Source organism: Spirillospora sp. NPDC049024 (assembly GCF_040649235.1).
Taxonomy (GTDB): domain Bacteria; phylum Actinomycetota; class Actinomycetes; order Streptosporangiales; family Streptosporangiaceae; genus Spirillospora.
Window position 1 is genome coordinate 115,187 of record NZ_JBEZFD010000004.1, and the last position, 14,647, is coordinate 129,833.

16 protein-coding genes and 1 tRNA gene are annotated in these 14,647 nt (G+C 72.3%); 5 read left to right on the top strand and 12 right to left on the bottom strand.

Annotated elements, in window-relative coordinates:
- Positions 1–57 precede the first annotated feature (57 nt).
- Positions 58–828, top strand: coding sequence for a MerR family transcriptional regulator (locus AB0C21_RS08630; RefSeq protein WP_500203428.1), 771 nt, complete (start codon positions 58–60; stop codon positions 826–828).
- A gap of 4 nt (positions 829–832) precedes the next feature.
- On the opposite strand, the gene AB0C21_RS08635 is transcribed toward AB0C21_RS08630, so the two are convergent.
- The 3 genes from AB0C21_RS08635 to AB0C21_RS08645 all read right to left on the bottom strand — a co-directional run bounded on the left by AB0C21_RS08635 (position 833) and on the right by AB0C21_RS08645 (position 4,813).
- Positions 833–2,437 carry an RNA polymerase sigma factor gene (locus AB0C21_RS08635; RefSeq protein ID WP_500203429.1) on the bottom strand — a complete coding sequence of 535 codons (1,605 nt, stop codon included), beginning with the start codon at positions 2,435–2,437 and terminating at the stop codon, positions 833–835.
- A 203-nt stretch (positions 2,438–2,640) separates the two neighbouring features.
- On the bottom strand, positions 2,641–4,251 hold the full coding sequence (locus tag AB0C21_RS08640; RefSeq protein WP_500203430.1) for a long-chain fatty acid--CoA ligase: 1,611 nt from the start codon (positions 4,249–4,251) through the stop codon (positions 2,641–2,643).
- Between the two features lie 82 nt (positions 4,252–4,333).
- A complete protein-coding gene (locus AB0C21_RS08645; RefSeq protein ID WP_500203431.1) occupies positions 4,334–4,813 on the bottom strand; it encodes a SigE family RNA polymerase sigma factor in 480 nt (159 codons plus the stop codon).
- Between the two features lie 262 nt (positions 4,814–5,075).
- Here AB0C21_RS08645 and AB0C21_RS08650 point away from each other — a divergent pair, with 262 nt between their 5' ends.
- Complete coding sequence (locus AB0C21_RS08650; RefSeq protein WP_500203432.1) at positions 5,076–6,023, top strand: hypothetical protein; 948 nt, start codon at positions 5,076–5,078, stop codon at positions 6,021–6,023.
- Positions 6,017–6,847: a MauE/DoxX family redox-associated membrane protein gene (locus AB0C21_RS08655; protein ID WP_500203433.1), complete on the top strand. Its 831-nt coding sequence runs from the start codon at positions 6,017–6,019 to the stop codon at positions 6,845–6,847. The genes AB0C21_RS08650 and AB0C21_RS08655 overlap by 7 nt, the downstream gene beginning before the upstream one ends.
- 78 nt (positions 6,848–6,925) lie before the next feature.
- On the opposite strand, the gene AB0C21_RS08660 is transcribed toward AB0C21_RS08655, so the two are convergent.
- The 4 genes from AB0C21_RS08660 to AB0C21_RS08675 all read right to left on the bottom strand — a co-directional run bounded on the left by AB0C21_RS08660 (position 6,926) and on the right by AB0C21_RS08675 (position 10,372).
- Complete coding sequence (locus tag AB0C21_RS08660; protein ID WP_500203434.1) at positions 6,926–7,165, bottom strand: hypothetical protein; 240 nt, start codon at positions 7,163–7,165, stop codon at positions 6,926–6,928.
- 125 nt (positions 7,166–7,290) lie between these two features.
- Positions 7,291–7,593 (bottom strand): hypothetical protein, encoded by a 303-nt coding sequence (locus tag AB0C21_RS08665; RefSeq protein WP_500203435.1) that lies wholly within the window; start codon positions 7,591–7,593, stop codon positions 7,291–7,293.
- A gap of 281 nt (positions 7,594–7,874) precedes the next feature.
- Positions 7,875–9,059 (bottom strand): ATP-binding protein, encoded by a 1,185-nt coding sequence (locus AB0C21_RS08670; RefSeq protein WP_500203741.1) that lies wholly within the window; start codon positions 9,057–9,059, stop codon positions 7,875–7,877.
- Between the two features lie 302 nt (positions 9,060–9,361).
- Positions 9,362–10,372, bottom strand: coding sequence for a pirin family protein (locus AB0C21_RS08675; protein WP_500203436.1), 1,011 nt, complete (start codon positions 10,370–10,372; stop codon positions 9,362–9,364).
- 163 nt (positions 10,373–10,535) lie between these two features.
- On the opposite strand from AB0C21_RS08675, the gene AB0C21_RS08680 reads away from it, so the two are divergent.
- A complete protein-coding gene (locus AB0C21_RS08680; RefSeq protein WP_149260638.1) occupies positions 10,536–10,997 on the top strand; it encodes a MarR family winged helix-turn-helix transcriptional regulator in 462 nt (153 codons plus the stop codon).
- Here AB0C21_RS08680 and AB0C21_RS08685 read toward each other — a convergent pair.
- Positions 10,994–11,416 (bottom strand): MFS transporter, encoded by a 423-nt coding sequence (locus AB0C21_RS08685; RefSeq protein WP_149260639.1) that lies wholly within the window; start codon positions 11,414–11,416, stop codon positions 10,994–10,996. The two genes, AB0C21_RS08680 and AB0C21_RS08685, sit on opposite strands and share 4 nt — an antisense overlap.
- Before the next feature lie 165 nt (positions 11,417–11,581).
- On the opposite strand from AB0C21_RS08685, the gene AB0C21_RS08690 reads away from it, so the two are divergent.
- Positions 11,582–12,322 (top strand): M15 family metallopeptidase, encoded by a 741-nt coding sequence (locus AB0C21_RS08690; RefSeq protein WP_500203437.1) that lies wholly within the window; start codon positions 11,582–11,584, stop codon positions 12,320–12,322.
- A gap of 3 nt (positions 12,323–12,325) precedes the next feature.
- Here the strand turns inward: AB0C21_RS08690 and AB0C21_RS08695 are convergent, their stop codons facing one another.
- The 4 genes from AB0C21_RS08695 to AB0C21_RS08710 form a co-directional block, all read right to left on the bottom strand.
- The gene (locus tag AB0C21_RS08695; RefSeq protein ID WP_500203438.1) at positions 12,326–12,493 is read right to left on the bottom strand and encodes a hypothetical protein; all 168 of its coding nucleotides are present in this window, start codon (positions 12,491–12,493) and stop codon (positions 12,326–12,328) included.
- Between the two features lie 101 nt (positions 12,494–12,594).
- Positions 12,595–12,683, bottom strand: a tRNA-Ser gene (locus tag AB0C21_RS08700).
- Positions 12,684–12,762: 79 nt separating this feature from the next.
- Positions 12,763–13,131 carry a cupin domain-containing protein gene (locus AB0C21_RS08705; RefSeq protein WP_149260642.1) on the bottom strand — a complete coding sequence of 123 codons (369 nt, stop codon included), beginning with the start codon at positions 13,129–13,131 and terminating at the stop codon, positions 12,763–12,765.
- A gap of 21 nt (positions 13,132–13,152) precedes the next feature.
- A complete protein-coding gene (locus AB0C21_RS08710) occupies positions 13,153–14,592 on the bottom strand; it encodes a MinD/ParA family ATP-binding protein (protein WP_500203742.1) in 1,440 nt (479 codons plus the stop codon).
- Positions 14,593–14,647 lie beyond the last annotated feature (55 nt).

The window sequence follows — 14,647 nt, forward strand, 5'->3', positions numbered from 1 at the left end:
CAATGGGACGGGAGTAAGATCACGGCGGTCACCACGAGACGAGCCGGCGGACGGGGCATGGCCGAGTACCGAATCGACGAGCTGGCGCGGCTGGCGGGCAGCACGGTGCGCAACATCCGCGCCTACCAGGACCGCGGCCTGCTGCCGCCGCCCCGCCTCGAGGGCCGCGTCGGCATGTACGACGACTCGCACGTGGCGCGCCTCCGGCTGATCGGCAAGCTGCTCGCCCGCGGCTACACCTTCGCGATCATCAAGGACCTGCTGGGCGCCTGGGAGACCGGCAAGGACGTCGCCGAGGTGCTCGGGCTGGAGAAGGTCCTCACCGACCCGTGGTCGGACGAGATCCCCGGCACCGCGACCTACGAGGAGCTGGTCGAGAGGTTCGGCAGGGGCCTGGACGACGAGCGGCTCGCGGAGACCATGCGGCGGACGATCGAACTCGGCCTCATCGAGCCGGAGGGCGACAAGTACCGGGTGCCGAGCCCGCGGCTGCTGCACGTCGGCGCCGAGCTCGTCGCCGCCGGCATCCCGCTGGAGTCCGTCCTCGACATCGCCGGGCAGATCCGCGCCGACTGCGACGTGATCGCGGGGCGGTTCGTGAACCTCGTCGAGGAGCACGTGTTCGCGCGGCTGGAGCGCCAGCCCGTCCCGGACGGCGACGAGGTGGGCGAGATCGCCGAGGTGGTCCGCCGGATGCGGCCGCTGGTCAAGATGGTCGTCGACCCGTTCATCGCGCGGGCCATGGAGGCCCGCGTCCAGGCGGCGCTCGGCGACCACCTCGAAATGATCAGGAACCACCTCGGGGAGCGGCCCGCCGACGGCGGCTGAGCCGCTAGAGGAGCGTCGCGCCCCAGACGACCTTCACCTCGTGCGGCGAGCCCTCGGAGTCGGTGAAGGTGATCGTGCCCTGCCCCGGCAGGCCGATGAGCGCCGTGCGCAGCGTCACCGTCAGGCGCATCGTGCCGTCCTCGGGCATGCCGCCCTGCATCTGCGACAGGATCAGCTGGTTCGACGACGTCATCGCCGTCCAGGACACCGGACCGCTCTGCGCCTTCAGGCTGACCTGCGCGGTCTTCGTCCCGTACATCTCGACCTTGGCCGGGTTCACCACGAGGATGCCGGGGGGCTTCGGCGACTCGGACGCCGGGGGCCGCGGCGTCTGGGACGGGTCCTCCGGCTTCTCCTGGTTGTTCTCATGGGTCTGCGGCTGGGGCGGCGGCTGGCCGGGACGGGCCTGCGCGCCCCCGTCCGGCCCTTCCGGGCCTCCCTTGCCCTTCCCCTGGCCCCCCGGCCTCTCCTGCGTGATCGACGGCTGCGGATGCGTGCGGAACGGCGGCCACGACAGCGTGCCGCCGCCGATGCCGGGCCCCATCACGAACGCGACGACGAGGGCCGCCGCCAGCGCGCCCGCCATGCCGCCCCCGGTGAACAGCCACCGGCGCGTGAACGGCGACGGCACGTCCGGCTGGCTCGGCAGGCCGGCCGGGGTCAGCGTCCCGCCGCGGGCCGCGATGTCGGCGCGGTAGCCCGCCAGCTCCGGGTCGGTCGCGGTGTGCATGACGCGGTGCCGCAGCGCCGCGGGCAGCACCGGCGCGGGCGCCTGCCGCAGCAGCGCGGCCGCGGTCACCCCGGCCCGGGCGCGGCAGTCGCCGCAGCCGGCGGCGTGCAGTTCGGTCGCGGGGTCGACCGGGGAGTCGTCGCCCCCGCGGCGGAAGAACCGCCGCAGACCCCGGGCGCTCGACTCCTCCGGGGGCGCCTCCTCCTCGGGGGCCGGGATGCGAGCCGCGGCCAGGACCGGGATCGCCGCGGACCGGGACTCCTCGGCGGCGTCCGCCGCGGCGGCGCACTCCCGCCTCGCCCGGTCGATCTCCCTGCGCAGCGCGGCGTCGAGCTGGGCGCGCGCCCTGCGCACCCGCACCGCGGCCCGCCGTCCCGACAGGCCGAGCGCCGCGCCGAGCCGGACGGGACGCAGGCCGTGCCGGTACGCCAGGAGCATGACCTCCTGGTCGACGGGCTCCAGCCGCGACAGTGACGCGCGGAGCAGGTCGTGCAGCTCGTCCGAGGGCGGCCGGTCGGGTGCCGGATCGGCGGTTTCGGCACGATCCAGGAAAGGGGCGTCCGAGAACTCGCCGTCCCGGTCCCAGAACAGCACCTTCGGGCGGCCCCGGCGGATGCAGCGGCGCCGCGCCGCACCGTAGAGCCAGGAGCTCAGACAGAGGGGGTCGCGCATCCGGGGGGCGCGGCGGCAGGCGTCGATGAACGCGTCGTGGACGATGTCGGCGGCCGCCTTCTCATCGCCCGACATCGACAGCACGTAGTCGTAGAGGCGCTCGCCGTACTCGTCGTAGAGCGCGGCCAAGGCCGCCTCGTCACCCTCGTTCAGCCCCTTGACCAACTGGCGGTCGGCTGCGTTGGGGGAGGTGGACAACCTGGGCATTCACGCTCCCGGCAGCGGCGGGTGGGAGTTGCCCCCATGGGGGCCATCCGGACATTCAGCCCACCTTGCATACACCCCCGGGCCCCGGTCGCACCACTTGATCCGGCGAAATGGGCGGTCCCGTGACACCGGGTGAGTGAGCGCGCCTCTGCGTGAGCAACCGATCGCTCAGCCGATTCCGGAACCGTTTGAGCGGAGCGGAATCAATCGGCGCGCCGCACCTCCAGATCGCCGTCCGCGTAGCGCCGCCGGAGCACCTTTTTATCGAATTTGCCGACGCTGGTCTTCGGCACCTCGGTGATGAAAGTCCAGCGCTCCGGAACCTGCCACTTCGCCACCCGTCCGGCGAGGAACTCCCGCAGTTCCACCGCCGTCGTCTCCGCGCCCTCGCGCAGGACGACCGACGCCAGCGGACGCTCCTGCCAGCGGTCGTCGGGCACCCCGACCACGGCCGCCTCCACGACGTCCGGATGCGCCATGAGGTGGTTCTCCAGCTCCACCGACGAGATCCACTCGCCGCCCGACTTGATGACGTCCTTCGCCCGGTCGGTCAGGACGAGGTACCCGTCCGGGGACAGCGTCCCCACGTCGCCCGTGCGCAGCCAGCCGTCGTGGAACTTCCCGGGGTCCTCGTCCAGGTGGTAGGCGCCGGTGATCCACGGCCCGCGGATCTCGACCTCGCCGACGGCCTCCCCGTCGTTCGGCAGCACCACGTCCCCGTCCCCCACGATCCGCATCTCCAGCCCGGCGAGGACGCGGCCCTGGCTGACGCGCGCCCGCCACGCGTCCTCGTCCGCGGCCCCGGGCGGCGGATGCGCGACCGACGCGACCGGCGAGGTCTCCGTCATCCCCCACGCCTGCACGATCCGGACGCCGATCTCCTCGAACCCGCGCATCAGCGACTCGGGCACCGCCGACCCGCCGCACGGGACGAGCCGCAGCGAGGTCAGGTCCGAGCCGTGCTCCTTCGCGTACCGCAGGACGTCCGACCAGATCGTCGGCACCGCGCCCGCGATCGTCGGACGCTCGGCCTCGATGAGCCGGACCAGCGGCTCCGCCTGCAGGAACCGGTCCGGCATGACCAGCGGCGCGCCCGCCATGACCGCCGCGTAGGGCAGCCCCCAGGCGTTCGCGTGGAACATCGGCACCACCGGCAGGACGACGTCGGACGCGCTCAGCCCCATCGCGTTCCCCGTGCACGTCGCCATCGAGTGCAGGTACGCGGACCGGTGCGAGTACACGACGCCCTTGGGGTTGCCGGTCGTCCCGCTCGTGTAGCACATCGCGGCGGCGGACCGCTCGTCGATCTCCGGCCAGTCGAACTCCGCCGGCGCCGCCGCGAGCAGCTCCTCGTAGCCGTGCAGCTCCTTGCCCGCGCCCTCCAGCGGCGCGGTGTCGCCCTCCCCGACGACGACCACGTGCCGGACGGTCTCGAGCCGCGCCAGCACCGGCGCGAGCAGCGGGATCAGCGACCCGTCCGCGATGACGACCCGGTCGTCGGCGTGGTTGGCGATGTAGACGAGCTGGTCGGGGAACAGCCGCAGGTTGAGCGTGTGCAGGACCGCGCCCATCGACGGCACCGCCAGGTACGCCTCCAGGTGCTCGGTGTTGTTCCACATGAACGTGGCGACGCGCTGGTCCCCGTCCACCCCGAGCCCCCGCAGCGCCCCCGCCAGCCGCGCGGCGCGCTCACCCACCTCGGCGTACGTGCGGCGGCGCGTCCCGTCCCCCGTCCACGTGGACACCCCGGCGTCCCCGAAGACCTGGGCCCCGTAGCGCATGATCGTCGTGATGGTCAGCGGAAAGTCCTGCATCGTGCTCCACACGGCACGCCTCCAGCGCTCGCAGCAGCTCCAGAACCGGATTCTGCCAGCGTCGTCCCAGCCTGGCGACCCCCTAATACAACTCGCGGAGGCGGGTCATGGCTCGGGAGACGGTGGACTTGACCGTGCCCACGCTGACGCCCAGGACCTCGGCGATCTCCCGTTCGGACATGTCCTCGTAGTAGCGGAGCATCACGGCCAGGCGCTGGCGTTCGGGCAGGCGGCGGAGGGCGCGGCCCAGGGCGTCGCGCATCTCGCTGCGGTCGGTGTGGTCCGCGACGGGGCGGTCGGGGAGCTGGTCGGTGGGGTAGATCTCCAGCTTGCGGCGGCGCCACCAGGAGATCTGGGTGTTGACCATGGCGCGGCGGACGTAGCCGTCCACGGCGGAGCGGTCCTCGATGCGGTCCCAGGCGAGGTAGGTCTTGGCGAGGGCGGCCTGGAGGAGGTCCTCGGCCTCGGTGCGGTCGCTGGTGAGCTGCTTCGCCTGCCTGAGCAGGACGGGGCCGCGTTCCGCCACGTACGCGCGGAACTCCTCGTGCCGCGTCGCGTTCACACCACCACCGGACCAGGGCTGGGGAGCCGCGCCGACTCCCGGTACAACGACGATCGCATGCCCGCCGTCATTACGGGCCTACTAGAACCACATATCCGGGTCAACCAGTTCACATTCTTTAGCCGAGGTAGATCAAACGTCCTCCACCAGCTGACTTATCGCGACAAATCCGTCGACAGCCTGGGTCACGGCGCGTGACCCTTGACTCACTGTCCCAACACCCGTCGCCCTGCGTGACGATCATCGACCCCGGAGCGCCGCGATGCCGACGACCCACCTCCGCCGGGCTGCGCACCGCCGGGCGCTGTTCGGGGAGAACGAACGTCCGGAGACGGGTGGTTTCGCGCGGGGGGTGAGCGGGGTCGTGCTGGACGCGAGCCCGCACCTGCTCGTGCTGGGCGAGGGCGGCGCGGAGGGCGCCGAGACCCGCATCGCGATGAGCGGCGACACCGCGATCTGGCACGGCGGGCGCGGGGGCCCCGCCGCGCTGCGGCCGGGCAGGCCCGTCGTCGTGCGGCGGACGGACGGCGGCCGCGCCGACCGGATCTGGGTGGGCATCGGCCGGGTCGGCGGGACGATCCTCGCGTGCGGGCGGGACGGCGTGGAGGTGGACATGGGGCCGCACCGGGGGCGCGCCCACGTGGAGATCCCGCCGTCCGCCCTCGGGCTGGTGCTGGTCCGGCATCCGCGCCTGGAGCCCGGCTACCTCATCGACGTGATCTGCGTGCGGTCCCCCGGCGGCCCGCGGGCGGTGCGTCCGGGCACGTCGCAGCCCGGCTACCGGGCCGCCGACCTCGCCTCGCCCGAGGCGGCCGCGCCGGTGCCGGAGGTGCTGCGCGGGACGGCGACCTGGTTCGGGGGCGTGGAGGGGGAGTGGCGGGACGGGGCGTCCTACCCGGCGGTCGACGCGGAGGGGGACGCCGGGGGGTGTGCGGACGCCCCGTCCGGCTGCGTGCCGATGCCGTACCTGTCGCTCGGCAGCGAGGTCGTCGTCAGCAACGAGTGCGGGGGGCGGTCGGCGCGGGTGCCGGTGATCGAGTGCGGCTGCACGGCGGCCCTGTTCTGCGACCGGTGCGTGGAGTGCGAGGCGTCGCCGCGGGGGCGGATCGTCGAGCTGACCCCGGCCGCCTTCGCCGGGCTCGGCGGCGACCTGGCGGCGGGCTGCTTCAACGCGGCCGTCCGGCCGGGGGTGAGGGAGGGGCCATGGTGACGGCGATCCAGAACACGCAGGTCCTGCTGCTGGCGGCGGTGCTGCTGGCGGCGTGCCTGGCGAAGCTGACGGTCCGGGAGCGGGCGGCGGAGGCGCCCGACCACGTGCACGGCGTGCCGGTGCCGGCCGGGCACGCGCGGCTGTCGGCGCTGCGGCGCAGCCGCGGGATGACGGTCGGGCTCGGCATCGGGGAGGGCGCGCTCGGCCTCGCGCTGCTGGTGACCTCGCACCTGTCGGTCCGGCTGGCGACGACGGTGGCGTTCGCCGCCGCGACCTGGGTGGTCGGCGAGCTGCGGGTGCGCAGGCCGGACGCCGGCTGCGGCTGCTTCGGCGCGCTCAGCAGCAAGAAGGTGGACCGCCGCAGCGTGCTGCGGGCGATGCTCTTCACCTGCGCGGCCGTCGTCTCGATCGGCGCGCCGCATGCGGGCGTGGAGGTGCTGCGGGACGTTCCCGCGCAGGTGGGGCTGCTGTTCGCGGTGGAGCTCGTGCTGTTCGTGGCGCTGTCCCCGGAGCTGGCGGCGCTGGCCGAGCGGCACCGGCTGCCCCGTAAGGGCGTCCCATGCGATCGGCGCCGCAGCCCGGTGCGGGAGACGTACGCGAGACTGTACGCGAGCCCGGCGTGGGCCGAGCAGGAGAACGCGATCGGGAGCGCCGTGCCGCTGGACGTGTGGCGGGAGGGCTGCTGGCGGTTCGTGGCCTTCCCCGGCCGGGTGGGCGAGCGGGACGTGGAGATCGTGTTCGCGGTGTCGACCTCGGAGCGGAGCCGGGCCGTCCGATCGGCGGTGGTCGCGGCGTCGTCGTCCGAGGTCTCTGCGTCCGTCTAGCCGATTCTTGGACGTGTCCAATAGTCGGTTAGAGATCCGTCGGCCGGTACGGCCCCGCCCTTCAGCCCGTCGCGGCCGTCAGAACTGCTGGGCGGCGCCGCCGCGGGCGCGGCGGAAGAGGAGCCGCCTGGTCCGGGCGTGCAGCACTTCCCGCACCTTGATCATGTACTGGTTCTCCGAGCCGGACTCCGGCGGGCGGCCGCCCTGGTCCTGCCGCATCGCGGACTCGTCGTAGCCGAGGATCGAGGCGGCCAACTCATCCTCGCGCAGGAGTTCGTCGTCGGCCTCGGGATCGCGGGGCCGGTGTCGCACTGGCATGGGCTCCCCTGGCATCGTCCAGATGCCCGTCGCGGATCGCCAGAGGTCTCCTACCCACCTGGTCGAGCCCGGCAACACGCGAGGCGCCGCCGACACTCACGACCGGGCCCGCGGACAAGGCGGTCTCACCAGGTGCTTTCGGACTCGTCCTCGTCCAGGTCGGAGGGAAAGTCGTCTTCCAGTTCGGAGGAGAAGTCGTCGGCCGAGAGGTCGTCGCCGTCCGCGCGCGGGGGCAAGCCGCCCTGCTCCTGCTGCATCGCCTCCTCGTCGTGCATGGACATGTCGTCGTGGCCGCCGTGCTGATGGACGCCGCCGTACTCGTCCTCTCCGCCGTACGTCTCCTCGGAGGCGTACTCGTCTTCGGCGATGAGGTCGTCAAGGCCGCCGTACTCGTTGTCGTGGTCCTGGGCGCGGAATCGATCTGCCATGGTCTCTCCCCGACTTCGGCTTCGCGGGCCCGTCCATGGGCCGCGACGGGGCTCCTACCCATGTCGCCCCGACGACACCTGCCCGCCCCTTCTGCCGTTCTCTAGCGATCTCTAAAAAGAATTCTAGAAACGCATAGACAAGCCCAGAAGATGGGCGAGCGGAATCTACGACTCTCTACGTTCATCGCTAGAGAGCCGGATATTCACCGGACGACGGGGTCTCGATGTAGCCGTCTACCACTCTCTAGCGTTTTCGCTAGACAGCGCGATAGGTGGACAGGTCAGCCGGGCTGGGAGCGGAGGAACTTGCCGAAGTGCGGGACGGTGAACGCGACCATGCCGCGTTCGGCGCTGTAGATGAGGCCCTTCTTGATCAGCCCGTCGCGGGCGGGCGACAGGCTGGACGGCTTGCGGCCCAGCTCGTCGGCGACGGCCGCGGTGGGCACCGGGTCGTCGCCGAGCATGGCCATGGCGCGCATGTAGTCGCGCTCGGCGGGGGTGGCGCGCTCGTAGCGGCTGCCGAAGAAGCCGACGGCGAGCTCGCTCTCCGCCTCCGGCGCGGCGACCTTGATGTCGTCGGCGGTGATGGGGCTGTCGGGGGCGACGTCCCAGACGACCTTGGCGTAGGCCTGGACGAAGTAGGGGTAGCCGTCGGCCGCGCCGTACAGCGCGTCGAGGGCGTCCTTGGTGAAGGTGACGTCCTCGCGCTCGGCGGGGGCCAGCAGCGCGACGTCGGCCGACTCGCGGTCGAGCCGGTCGATGCGGGCGTACCGGAAGAGCCGCTCCGAGTAGGACTTGCTCGCCGACAGGACCGCCGGCAGGTGCGGCAGGCCCGCGCCCACCACGATCAGCGGGCCGCCGACCTGCGACAGCTCGTGGCACGCGGCGCACAGCGCGGACACGTCGTCGGCGGGGATGTCCTGCATCTCGTCGACGAACAGGGCGATGCCCACGCCGACGTCGGTCGCGACGGACGCGGCGTCGACGAACAGCTCGGTGAGGTCGATCTCCAGGTCGCCGGAGTCGGCGCGCCCCCGCGCGGCGGGCACGTCGATGCCGGGCTGCCAGCGGTGCGCCCGCGCCTTGGCCTTGCCGGACGGCTCGGGGCCCGCCTGCGCGAACGCCTTGAGCACGCCGAGGAACTCCTCGATGCGGTCGGGTGCGCGGTGCCGGGGCGCCAGCTCGCGGACGGCCCGGTGCAGCGCCGAGGCCACCGGGCGGCGGATCGACTGGTCGGGACGGGCCTCGATCTTCCCCGTCCCCCAGAGCCGCTGGATCGCCTGCGAGCGGAACGCGTTGAGCAGCACGGTCTTGCCCACCCCGCGCAACCCGGTGACGATCATGCTGCGCTCGGGACGGCCGCGGGCCACGCGTTCGAGCACCACCTCGAACTGCCGGAGCTCGCGGTCGCGGCCGGCGAGCTCGGGCGGGCGCTGCCCGGCGCCCGGGGCATAGGGGTTCCGCACGGGGTCCACGCTCTCGGACTCTATGAGGCGATATAGCTGCGGCCGTAGATTTGCGTAGAAAACACTGCGGCGTGTCGCGTGGTCACGCCGCCGCCCGCAGTGCGCGGAGCCGTCGGGCCCCCGTGTGGCCATGGTCGCCACCATGTCGCCTCCCGGGCGAGCGCGGTCGAACAGGGCGGTCGAACTTCTGTTCGACCGTTCGAACACAGTAGCGCATGGCCTCTCCCCCGTCACGCGAACGCGCGAGACGGCCCCGGCCGCGGGCACCACCCCCGCGGCCGGGTGTCGGGCATCCGGGACGGTCAGGCCAGGGGCTCGTCCGCCGCGGACAGGTGGGGGACCTTCTCGGCGGGCACGGTGCCCATGCGACCGGCCTGGAAGTCCTCGAACGCCTGGACGATCTCGTCGCGGGTGTTCATCACGAACGGGCCGTACCGGGCGATCGGCTCCCGGATCGGGAGGCCGCCGAGGATGAGGATCTCCCAGCCCTCGGCACTGGCCGTCGGCTGGCTGTCGGCGGCGCAGACGACGAGGCCGTCCCCGTCCCCCTTGTGGTGCGAACCGGCGAACACGGCGAGCTGACCCTCGTCGAGCGCGACCTCTTCCACGCCGGCCGTGCCGCGACCGGACAGCACGTACACCAGCGCGTTGAAGTCGCGCGGCCAGGGCAGCGCCAGGCGCGCGCCGGGCGCGACGGTCGCGTGCAGGTAGTTGATCGGCGTGTAGGTAACGCCGGGGCCGTCGTAACCGGCGAGCGAGCCGGCGATGACGCGCACGAGGGACGAGCCGTCGTCGGCGGCGAGCAGCTTGACGTCGCGGGCCTCGATGTCCTGGTAGCGCGGCGGTACCCACTTCTGGGCGCGCGGCAGGTTCACCCAGAGCTGGATGCCGTGGAACAGGCCGCCCTTGGCGACCAGCTCGGGCGGCGGCTGCTCGATGTGCTGGATGCCGGACGCCGCCGTCATCCACTGGGTGCCGCCGTCGGCGATGAGGCCGCCGCCACCGGTGGTGTCCTGGTGCTGGAACGCTCCGTCGATGATGTAGGTGACGGTCTCGAAGCCCCGGTGCGGGTGCCAGGGGGTGCCCTTCGCCTCGCCCGGCGCGTACTCGACGGCGCCCATGTGGTCGAGGAGGAGGAACGGGTCGGCCAGGGACAGGTCGATGCCCGGGAACGGGCGCCTGACCTGGAAGCCCTCGCCCTCGAGGTGGCGCTGGGCGGTCACGACCCTGGCGACGCGGCGCCAGTCGGTGCCGTCCTGCGGAAGCAGCGGCAGGCGGGGCAGGGTCAGCGGGTCGGCCATCACGGCAGGCATGGGGTTCTCCCCTCGTCCGGGTGCCCGTCCGTGGTCGGGCGGAGCATGTTCCCTGCAACGTAGTTGATGCTTCAACTATTTCCTCGGACGGGCGGACCCGTCCTGATAACCTGAACATAGCGGTTATTAGTTGAATCTTCAACAGATGCTCTATACTCGGACCATGAGCGAACCTCGCTGGCTCGATGCCACCCAGCAGCGCGATTGGCGGGCATACGTGGACGGCAGCGTCCGGCTGGCCGAGATGATGGACCGCGACCTCAAGACCAAGCACGGTCTGTCGAACTCCGAGTACGAGATCCTCGTCCGGCTGTCGGAGGCGCCCGAGCGGCGGCTGCGGATGGCCGAACTGGCCGAGAACGCCAGCCAGTCGCGCAGCCGGCTCTCCCACACCTGCTCCCGCCTGGAGGCCAAGGGCCTCGTCAAGCGCGACAGCTGCCCCAACGACAAGCGCGGCGTCTACGCGCACCTGACCGACGAGGGCTTCGCGACGCTCGACCGCGCCGCCCGCGACCACGTCGAGGTCGTCCGGACGTACTTCATCGACGTGATCGAGCCCCAGGACCTGGAGGCCATCGGGCGCGCGTTCGGCATCGTCCTCAAGCGGCTCGGCGGCCCGTCCTAGAGCGGGGCGGTCACGCCGGTCAGGAACCCGACGGACAGCAGGGTCAGCAGGCCCCAGGCGAGCATCATCCCGTGGCCGAACGTCCGCCAGCGCCCGCCGACCTTCCAGACGAGCAGGCCGCCGAGCCCGAACGCCAGCACCAGCAGCGTCACGAACTGCGGCAGCAGGCTGGGCCGGCGGCTCATCATCAGCGGCGGGTACATCATCACGGCGTCGACGAACACGAACGCCGCCGCGCCGGCCGCCAGCGCCTTGACGTCCCTGCCGAGGAACTCCCGCGCGCGCTCCGCGGCGAGCTGCGCACGCTCCGTCTGCAGACGCGGCCGCACATGCGCCGCCTGCTCGACCTCCACGCTGTGCGCGACCGCGAAGATCTCGTCTTCGAGGCTTGGGAGGTCCCTCTCCTGAGGTTCCGCCATCCCGGCTCCCTGGGACCGGACGCCGACCGGGCGACCTGCCCGGCGGCTCGCTTGAGGATCACGGCCCGTCCGTCCCGGCCCTTTTCCGGCGGGCGCGCCTTCAAACGCACCGTAGCGAACACCCGGCCCGGCCCGCACACCGTGTGACCTGCGTATGCTGCAAAGATGCCAGGTAGAGGGGCTATAGGGACCGCGACTTTCCTCGCCGCGCTGGCGGCCGTGCCGTTCGCCGCGGCCGGATGTGGCCGCGGCGACGACGACCGGGGCGCGTCGGCGCCGCCGGCGACACCGCCGACCGCGTCCGCTCCGAACACCCCGTCGCCGTCCCCGAGCAAGCAGGGCTTCCAGGCCGAGATCAAGAAGGTGAAGGCCGCGGACCTCAAGTACTCGTGGCGGCGCGGCTGCCCGGTGTCCCCGTCCGGGCTCCGGATGATCGAGATGACCTACTGGGGGATGGACGACAAGCCGCACACCGGCGGGCGGCTCGTCGTCAACGCGAAAGAGGCCGGAGACCTGGTCAAGGTCTTCAAGAAGCTGTACGCCATGCGCTACCCGATCGAGCGCATGGAGCCGGTCGACAAGTACAAGGGCAGCGACTTCGACTCGATCGAGGCGAACAACACCTCGGCGTTCAACTGCCGCCAGGCGACCGGGTCGACCTCGTTCTCCAACCACGCCTACGGTCTCGCGGTCGACATCAACCCGTGCCAGAACCCGTACGTCTACGCGGACGGGCGCGTCGCGCACAAGGACTGCGTCAAGTACAAGAACCGCAAGAACGACGACCCGGGCGTCATCCACGCCGGCGACAAGGTCGTGAAGGCGTTCGCCTCGATCGGCTGGAGCTGGGGCGGCACCTGGTCAGGCGCCAAGGACTACCAGCACTTCTCCAGCTCCGGCCGCTGAGCGTCACATCATCATCATGAGGGCGACCACGAGGATCGCCACGACGGCCACCACCGCGACGATGCCGACGATCAGGCCGATGTTCGGCCCGGACTTCTCCGGCTGCGCCTGGCTGGCGAAGTTCTGGAACTGGTGCGTCGTGCCTGCAGGGTCCTGCGGTGTCTGCGACATGCCGAAGAGGGTAACGGAACCCTTCCCCCCGAGTCGGGCCCTTTCCCCACCAGACCGGCCCCAAGCCCCGGCGGGGGGTGCGCCCCCCTGGGTGATATGGGCGGAGAGTGTGGGATTCGAACCCACGAGGACTGTCCCCAGCCCTGGGCGCTTTCAAGGCGCCTGCACTAGTCCACTATGCGAACTCTCCAGGTGACCGCCTCGCGGCGGTCATCGCCAACGATAGCGGGCGGGGACGGCTGGGTTCGACCGCATATGGCGACCCCGGTCTAGGGGACGCGGTAGCCGGGGATGGACGGCCAGCGGACGGTCAGCACGACGGACTCCTCCTCGGCCTCCCACGAGTGGTCGACGCCGCGTCCCCACACCACGTAGTCGCCCTGCTCGGCGAGGACGACGTCGCGGCCGGGGAACTCCAGCCGGAAGCGGCCGCTGATCAGCACGAGCAGGGCGGTGCGCTTCTCGCCGTCGGTCCAGGCGGCGCGGCGCTCGCCCTTCGGGTGGACGCCCCACTTGATCTCGACCTCGGCGCTGTGCCGCAGGTCGCCGGGCGGCTTGAAGTGCCCGAGCAGCCAGCCGCGGTCGGTGGCCGCGTCGGGCGCCGCCTTCCCGACGTACAAACCGTCGTCGTCCGTCACAGATGGCAACGGTAGTGCAGGTCAGGTCTGCGGACGCTGGAAGGCGAAGCCGTCGCCCACCACGGCGGCGAGAGTCAGGTACGCCTCGCGGGTCGCGGGGGCGAGCTGCTCCAGCTCGACCTCGGCGCCCTCCTCCAGGTGGTCGTCGTAGGGGATGCGGACGACGGCGCGGCAGCGGCTCTCGAAGTGCGCCTGGAGCTTGTCCAGGTCGACCTGGCTGCGGGTGCGGTTGCGGACCATCGACAGGACGACGACGCCGTTGCGCACCAGGTGCCCGTGGTCGTGCGCCTCCAGCCAGTCGAGGGTCGCGCTCGCGGACCGGGCGCCGTCCACCGACGGGGAGCTGACCAGGACGAGCTGGTCGGCCAGGCTCAGCACGCCCGCCATCGCCGAGTGCAGCAGCCCGGTGCCGCAGTCGGTGATGCAGACCGAGTAGTACTGCTCCAGCACGACGGCGACGGCGGCGTAGTCCTCGGCACTGAACGCCTCGCTGACCGCCGGGTCGCGGTCGGACGCGAGGATTTCCAGGCGCGCCTCGTTCTGCGAGGTGAACGCGCGGACGTCGGCGTACCGGTGGATCTGCTCGCGGTTGTTGAGCAGGTCCCGGACGGTCGCGGCGGTCTCCAGCCGGACCTTGTCCGAGAGCGTCCCGCGGTCGGGGTTGGCGTCCACCGCGATGACGCGGTCGCCGCGCAGCGAGCCCAGCATCGAGCCGAGGCCGGTGGTCGTGGTCGTCTTGCCGACGCCGCCCTTCAGGGACATGACGGCCACCCGGTGGTGCCCGCCCGCCACGGCGGTGCGCGCCCGCGCGATCAGGTCCTTGCGGCGCAGGTCGCCCTGCGACTCGCCCGGGTGGATGCTGCCCGCGGTCGCCTTGTACACCGCGCGCCGCCACCCGGACGACGGCGCGATGCGGCGCTCGCCGAGCAGGTTCTCCGAGCTGAGGGTGTCGCTGCTCTGCGGCTCCTGCTGCTGGGGCTGCCCCTGCTGCATCATCTGGCCGAGCGCCTGCGGGTACTGCCCCTCCCCCTGCGGCGGCGCGGCCGGATACCCGTAGCCCTGCGGCGGGTACGGCTGGCCGGTGTTGGGGTCGACCGGGGGCGCGTAGGGCTGCCCGGTGTTCGGGTCGACCGGCGGGTACGGCTGGCCGCCCGCGTTCGGGTCCGGGGCGAACGGCTGACCCGTGGCGGGGTCGACCGGCGGGAACGGCTGGCCGCCCGCGTTCGGGCCCGGCTGGAACGGCTGCCCGGTGGTGGGGTCGACCGGCGGGAAGGGCTGGCCGGCGGCGTTGGGGTCAGGCGCGTACGGCTGCCCGGCGCTCGGGTCCACGGGAGGGTACGGCTGGCCGCCCACGTTCGGGTCCGGGGCGAACGGCCGGCCCGTGACCGGGTCGATCGGCGGGAACGGCTGCCCCTCCGCGTCCGGGCCCGGCTGGAACGGCTGCCCAGTGGCGGGATCCACCGGCGGGTACGGCTGGCCGGGCGCATTCGGGGCGTGGAACGGCTGGCCGGTGGCA

What these genes read in the sequence shown, in the direction of transcription:
- AB0C21_RS08675 (WP_500203436.1), bottom strand. Translation starts at nt 10,372, where the DNA reads ATGCCTGCCGTGATGGCCGACCCGCTGACCCTGCCCCGCCTGCCGCTG.
- AB0C21_RS08635 (WP_500203429.1), bottom strand. Translation starts at nt 2,437, where the DNA reads ATGCCCAGGTTGTCCACCTCCCCCAACGCAGCCGACCGCCAGTTGGTC.
- AB0C21_RS08690 (WP_500203437.1), top strand. Translation starts at nt 11,582, where the DNA reads ATGCCAGGTAGAGGGGCTATAGGGACCGCGACTTTCCTCGCCGCGCTG.
- AB0C21_RS08680 (WP_149260638.1), top strand. Translation starts at nt 10,536, where the DNA reads ATGAGCGAACCTCGCTGGCTCGATGCCACCCAGCAGCGCGATTGGCGG.
- AB0C21_RS08685 (WP_149260639.1), bottom strand. Translation starts at nt 11,416, where the DNA reads ATGGCGGAACCTCAGGAGAGGGACCTCCCAAGCCTCGAAGACGAGATC.
- AB0C21_RS08640 (WP_500203430.1), bottom strand. Translation starts at nt 4,251, where the DNA reads ATGCAGGACTTTCCGCTGACCATCACGACGATCATGCGCTACGGGGCC.
- AB0C21_RS08695 (WP_500203438.1), bottom strand. Translation starts at nt 12,493, where the DNA reads ATGTCGCAGACACCGCAGGACCCTGCAGGCACGACGCACCAGTTCCAG.
- AB0C21_RS08630 (WP_500203428.1), top strand. Translation starts at nt 58, where the DNA reads ATGGCCGAGTACCGAATCGACGAGCTGGCGCGGCTGGCGGGCAGCACG.
- AB0C21_RS08660 (WP_500203434.1), bottom strand. Translation starts at nt 7,165, where the DNA reads ATGCCAGTGCGACACCGGCCCCGCGATCCCGAGGCCGACGACGAACTC.
- AB0C21_RS08655 (WP_500203433.1), top strand. Translation starts at nt 6,017, where the DNA reads ATGGTGACGGCGATCCAGAACACGCAGGTCCTGCTGCTGGCGGCGGTG.
- AB0C21_RS08650 (WP_500203432.1), top strand. Translation starts at nt 5,076, where the DNA reads ATGCCGACGACCCACCTCCGCCGGGCTGCGCACCGCCGGGCGCTGTTC.
- AB0C21_RS08665 (WP_500203435.1), bottom strand. Translation starts at nt 7,593, where the DNA reads ATGGCAGATCGATTCCGCGCCCAGGACCACGACAACGAGTACGGCGGC.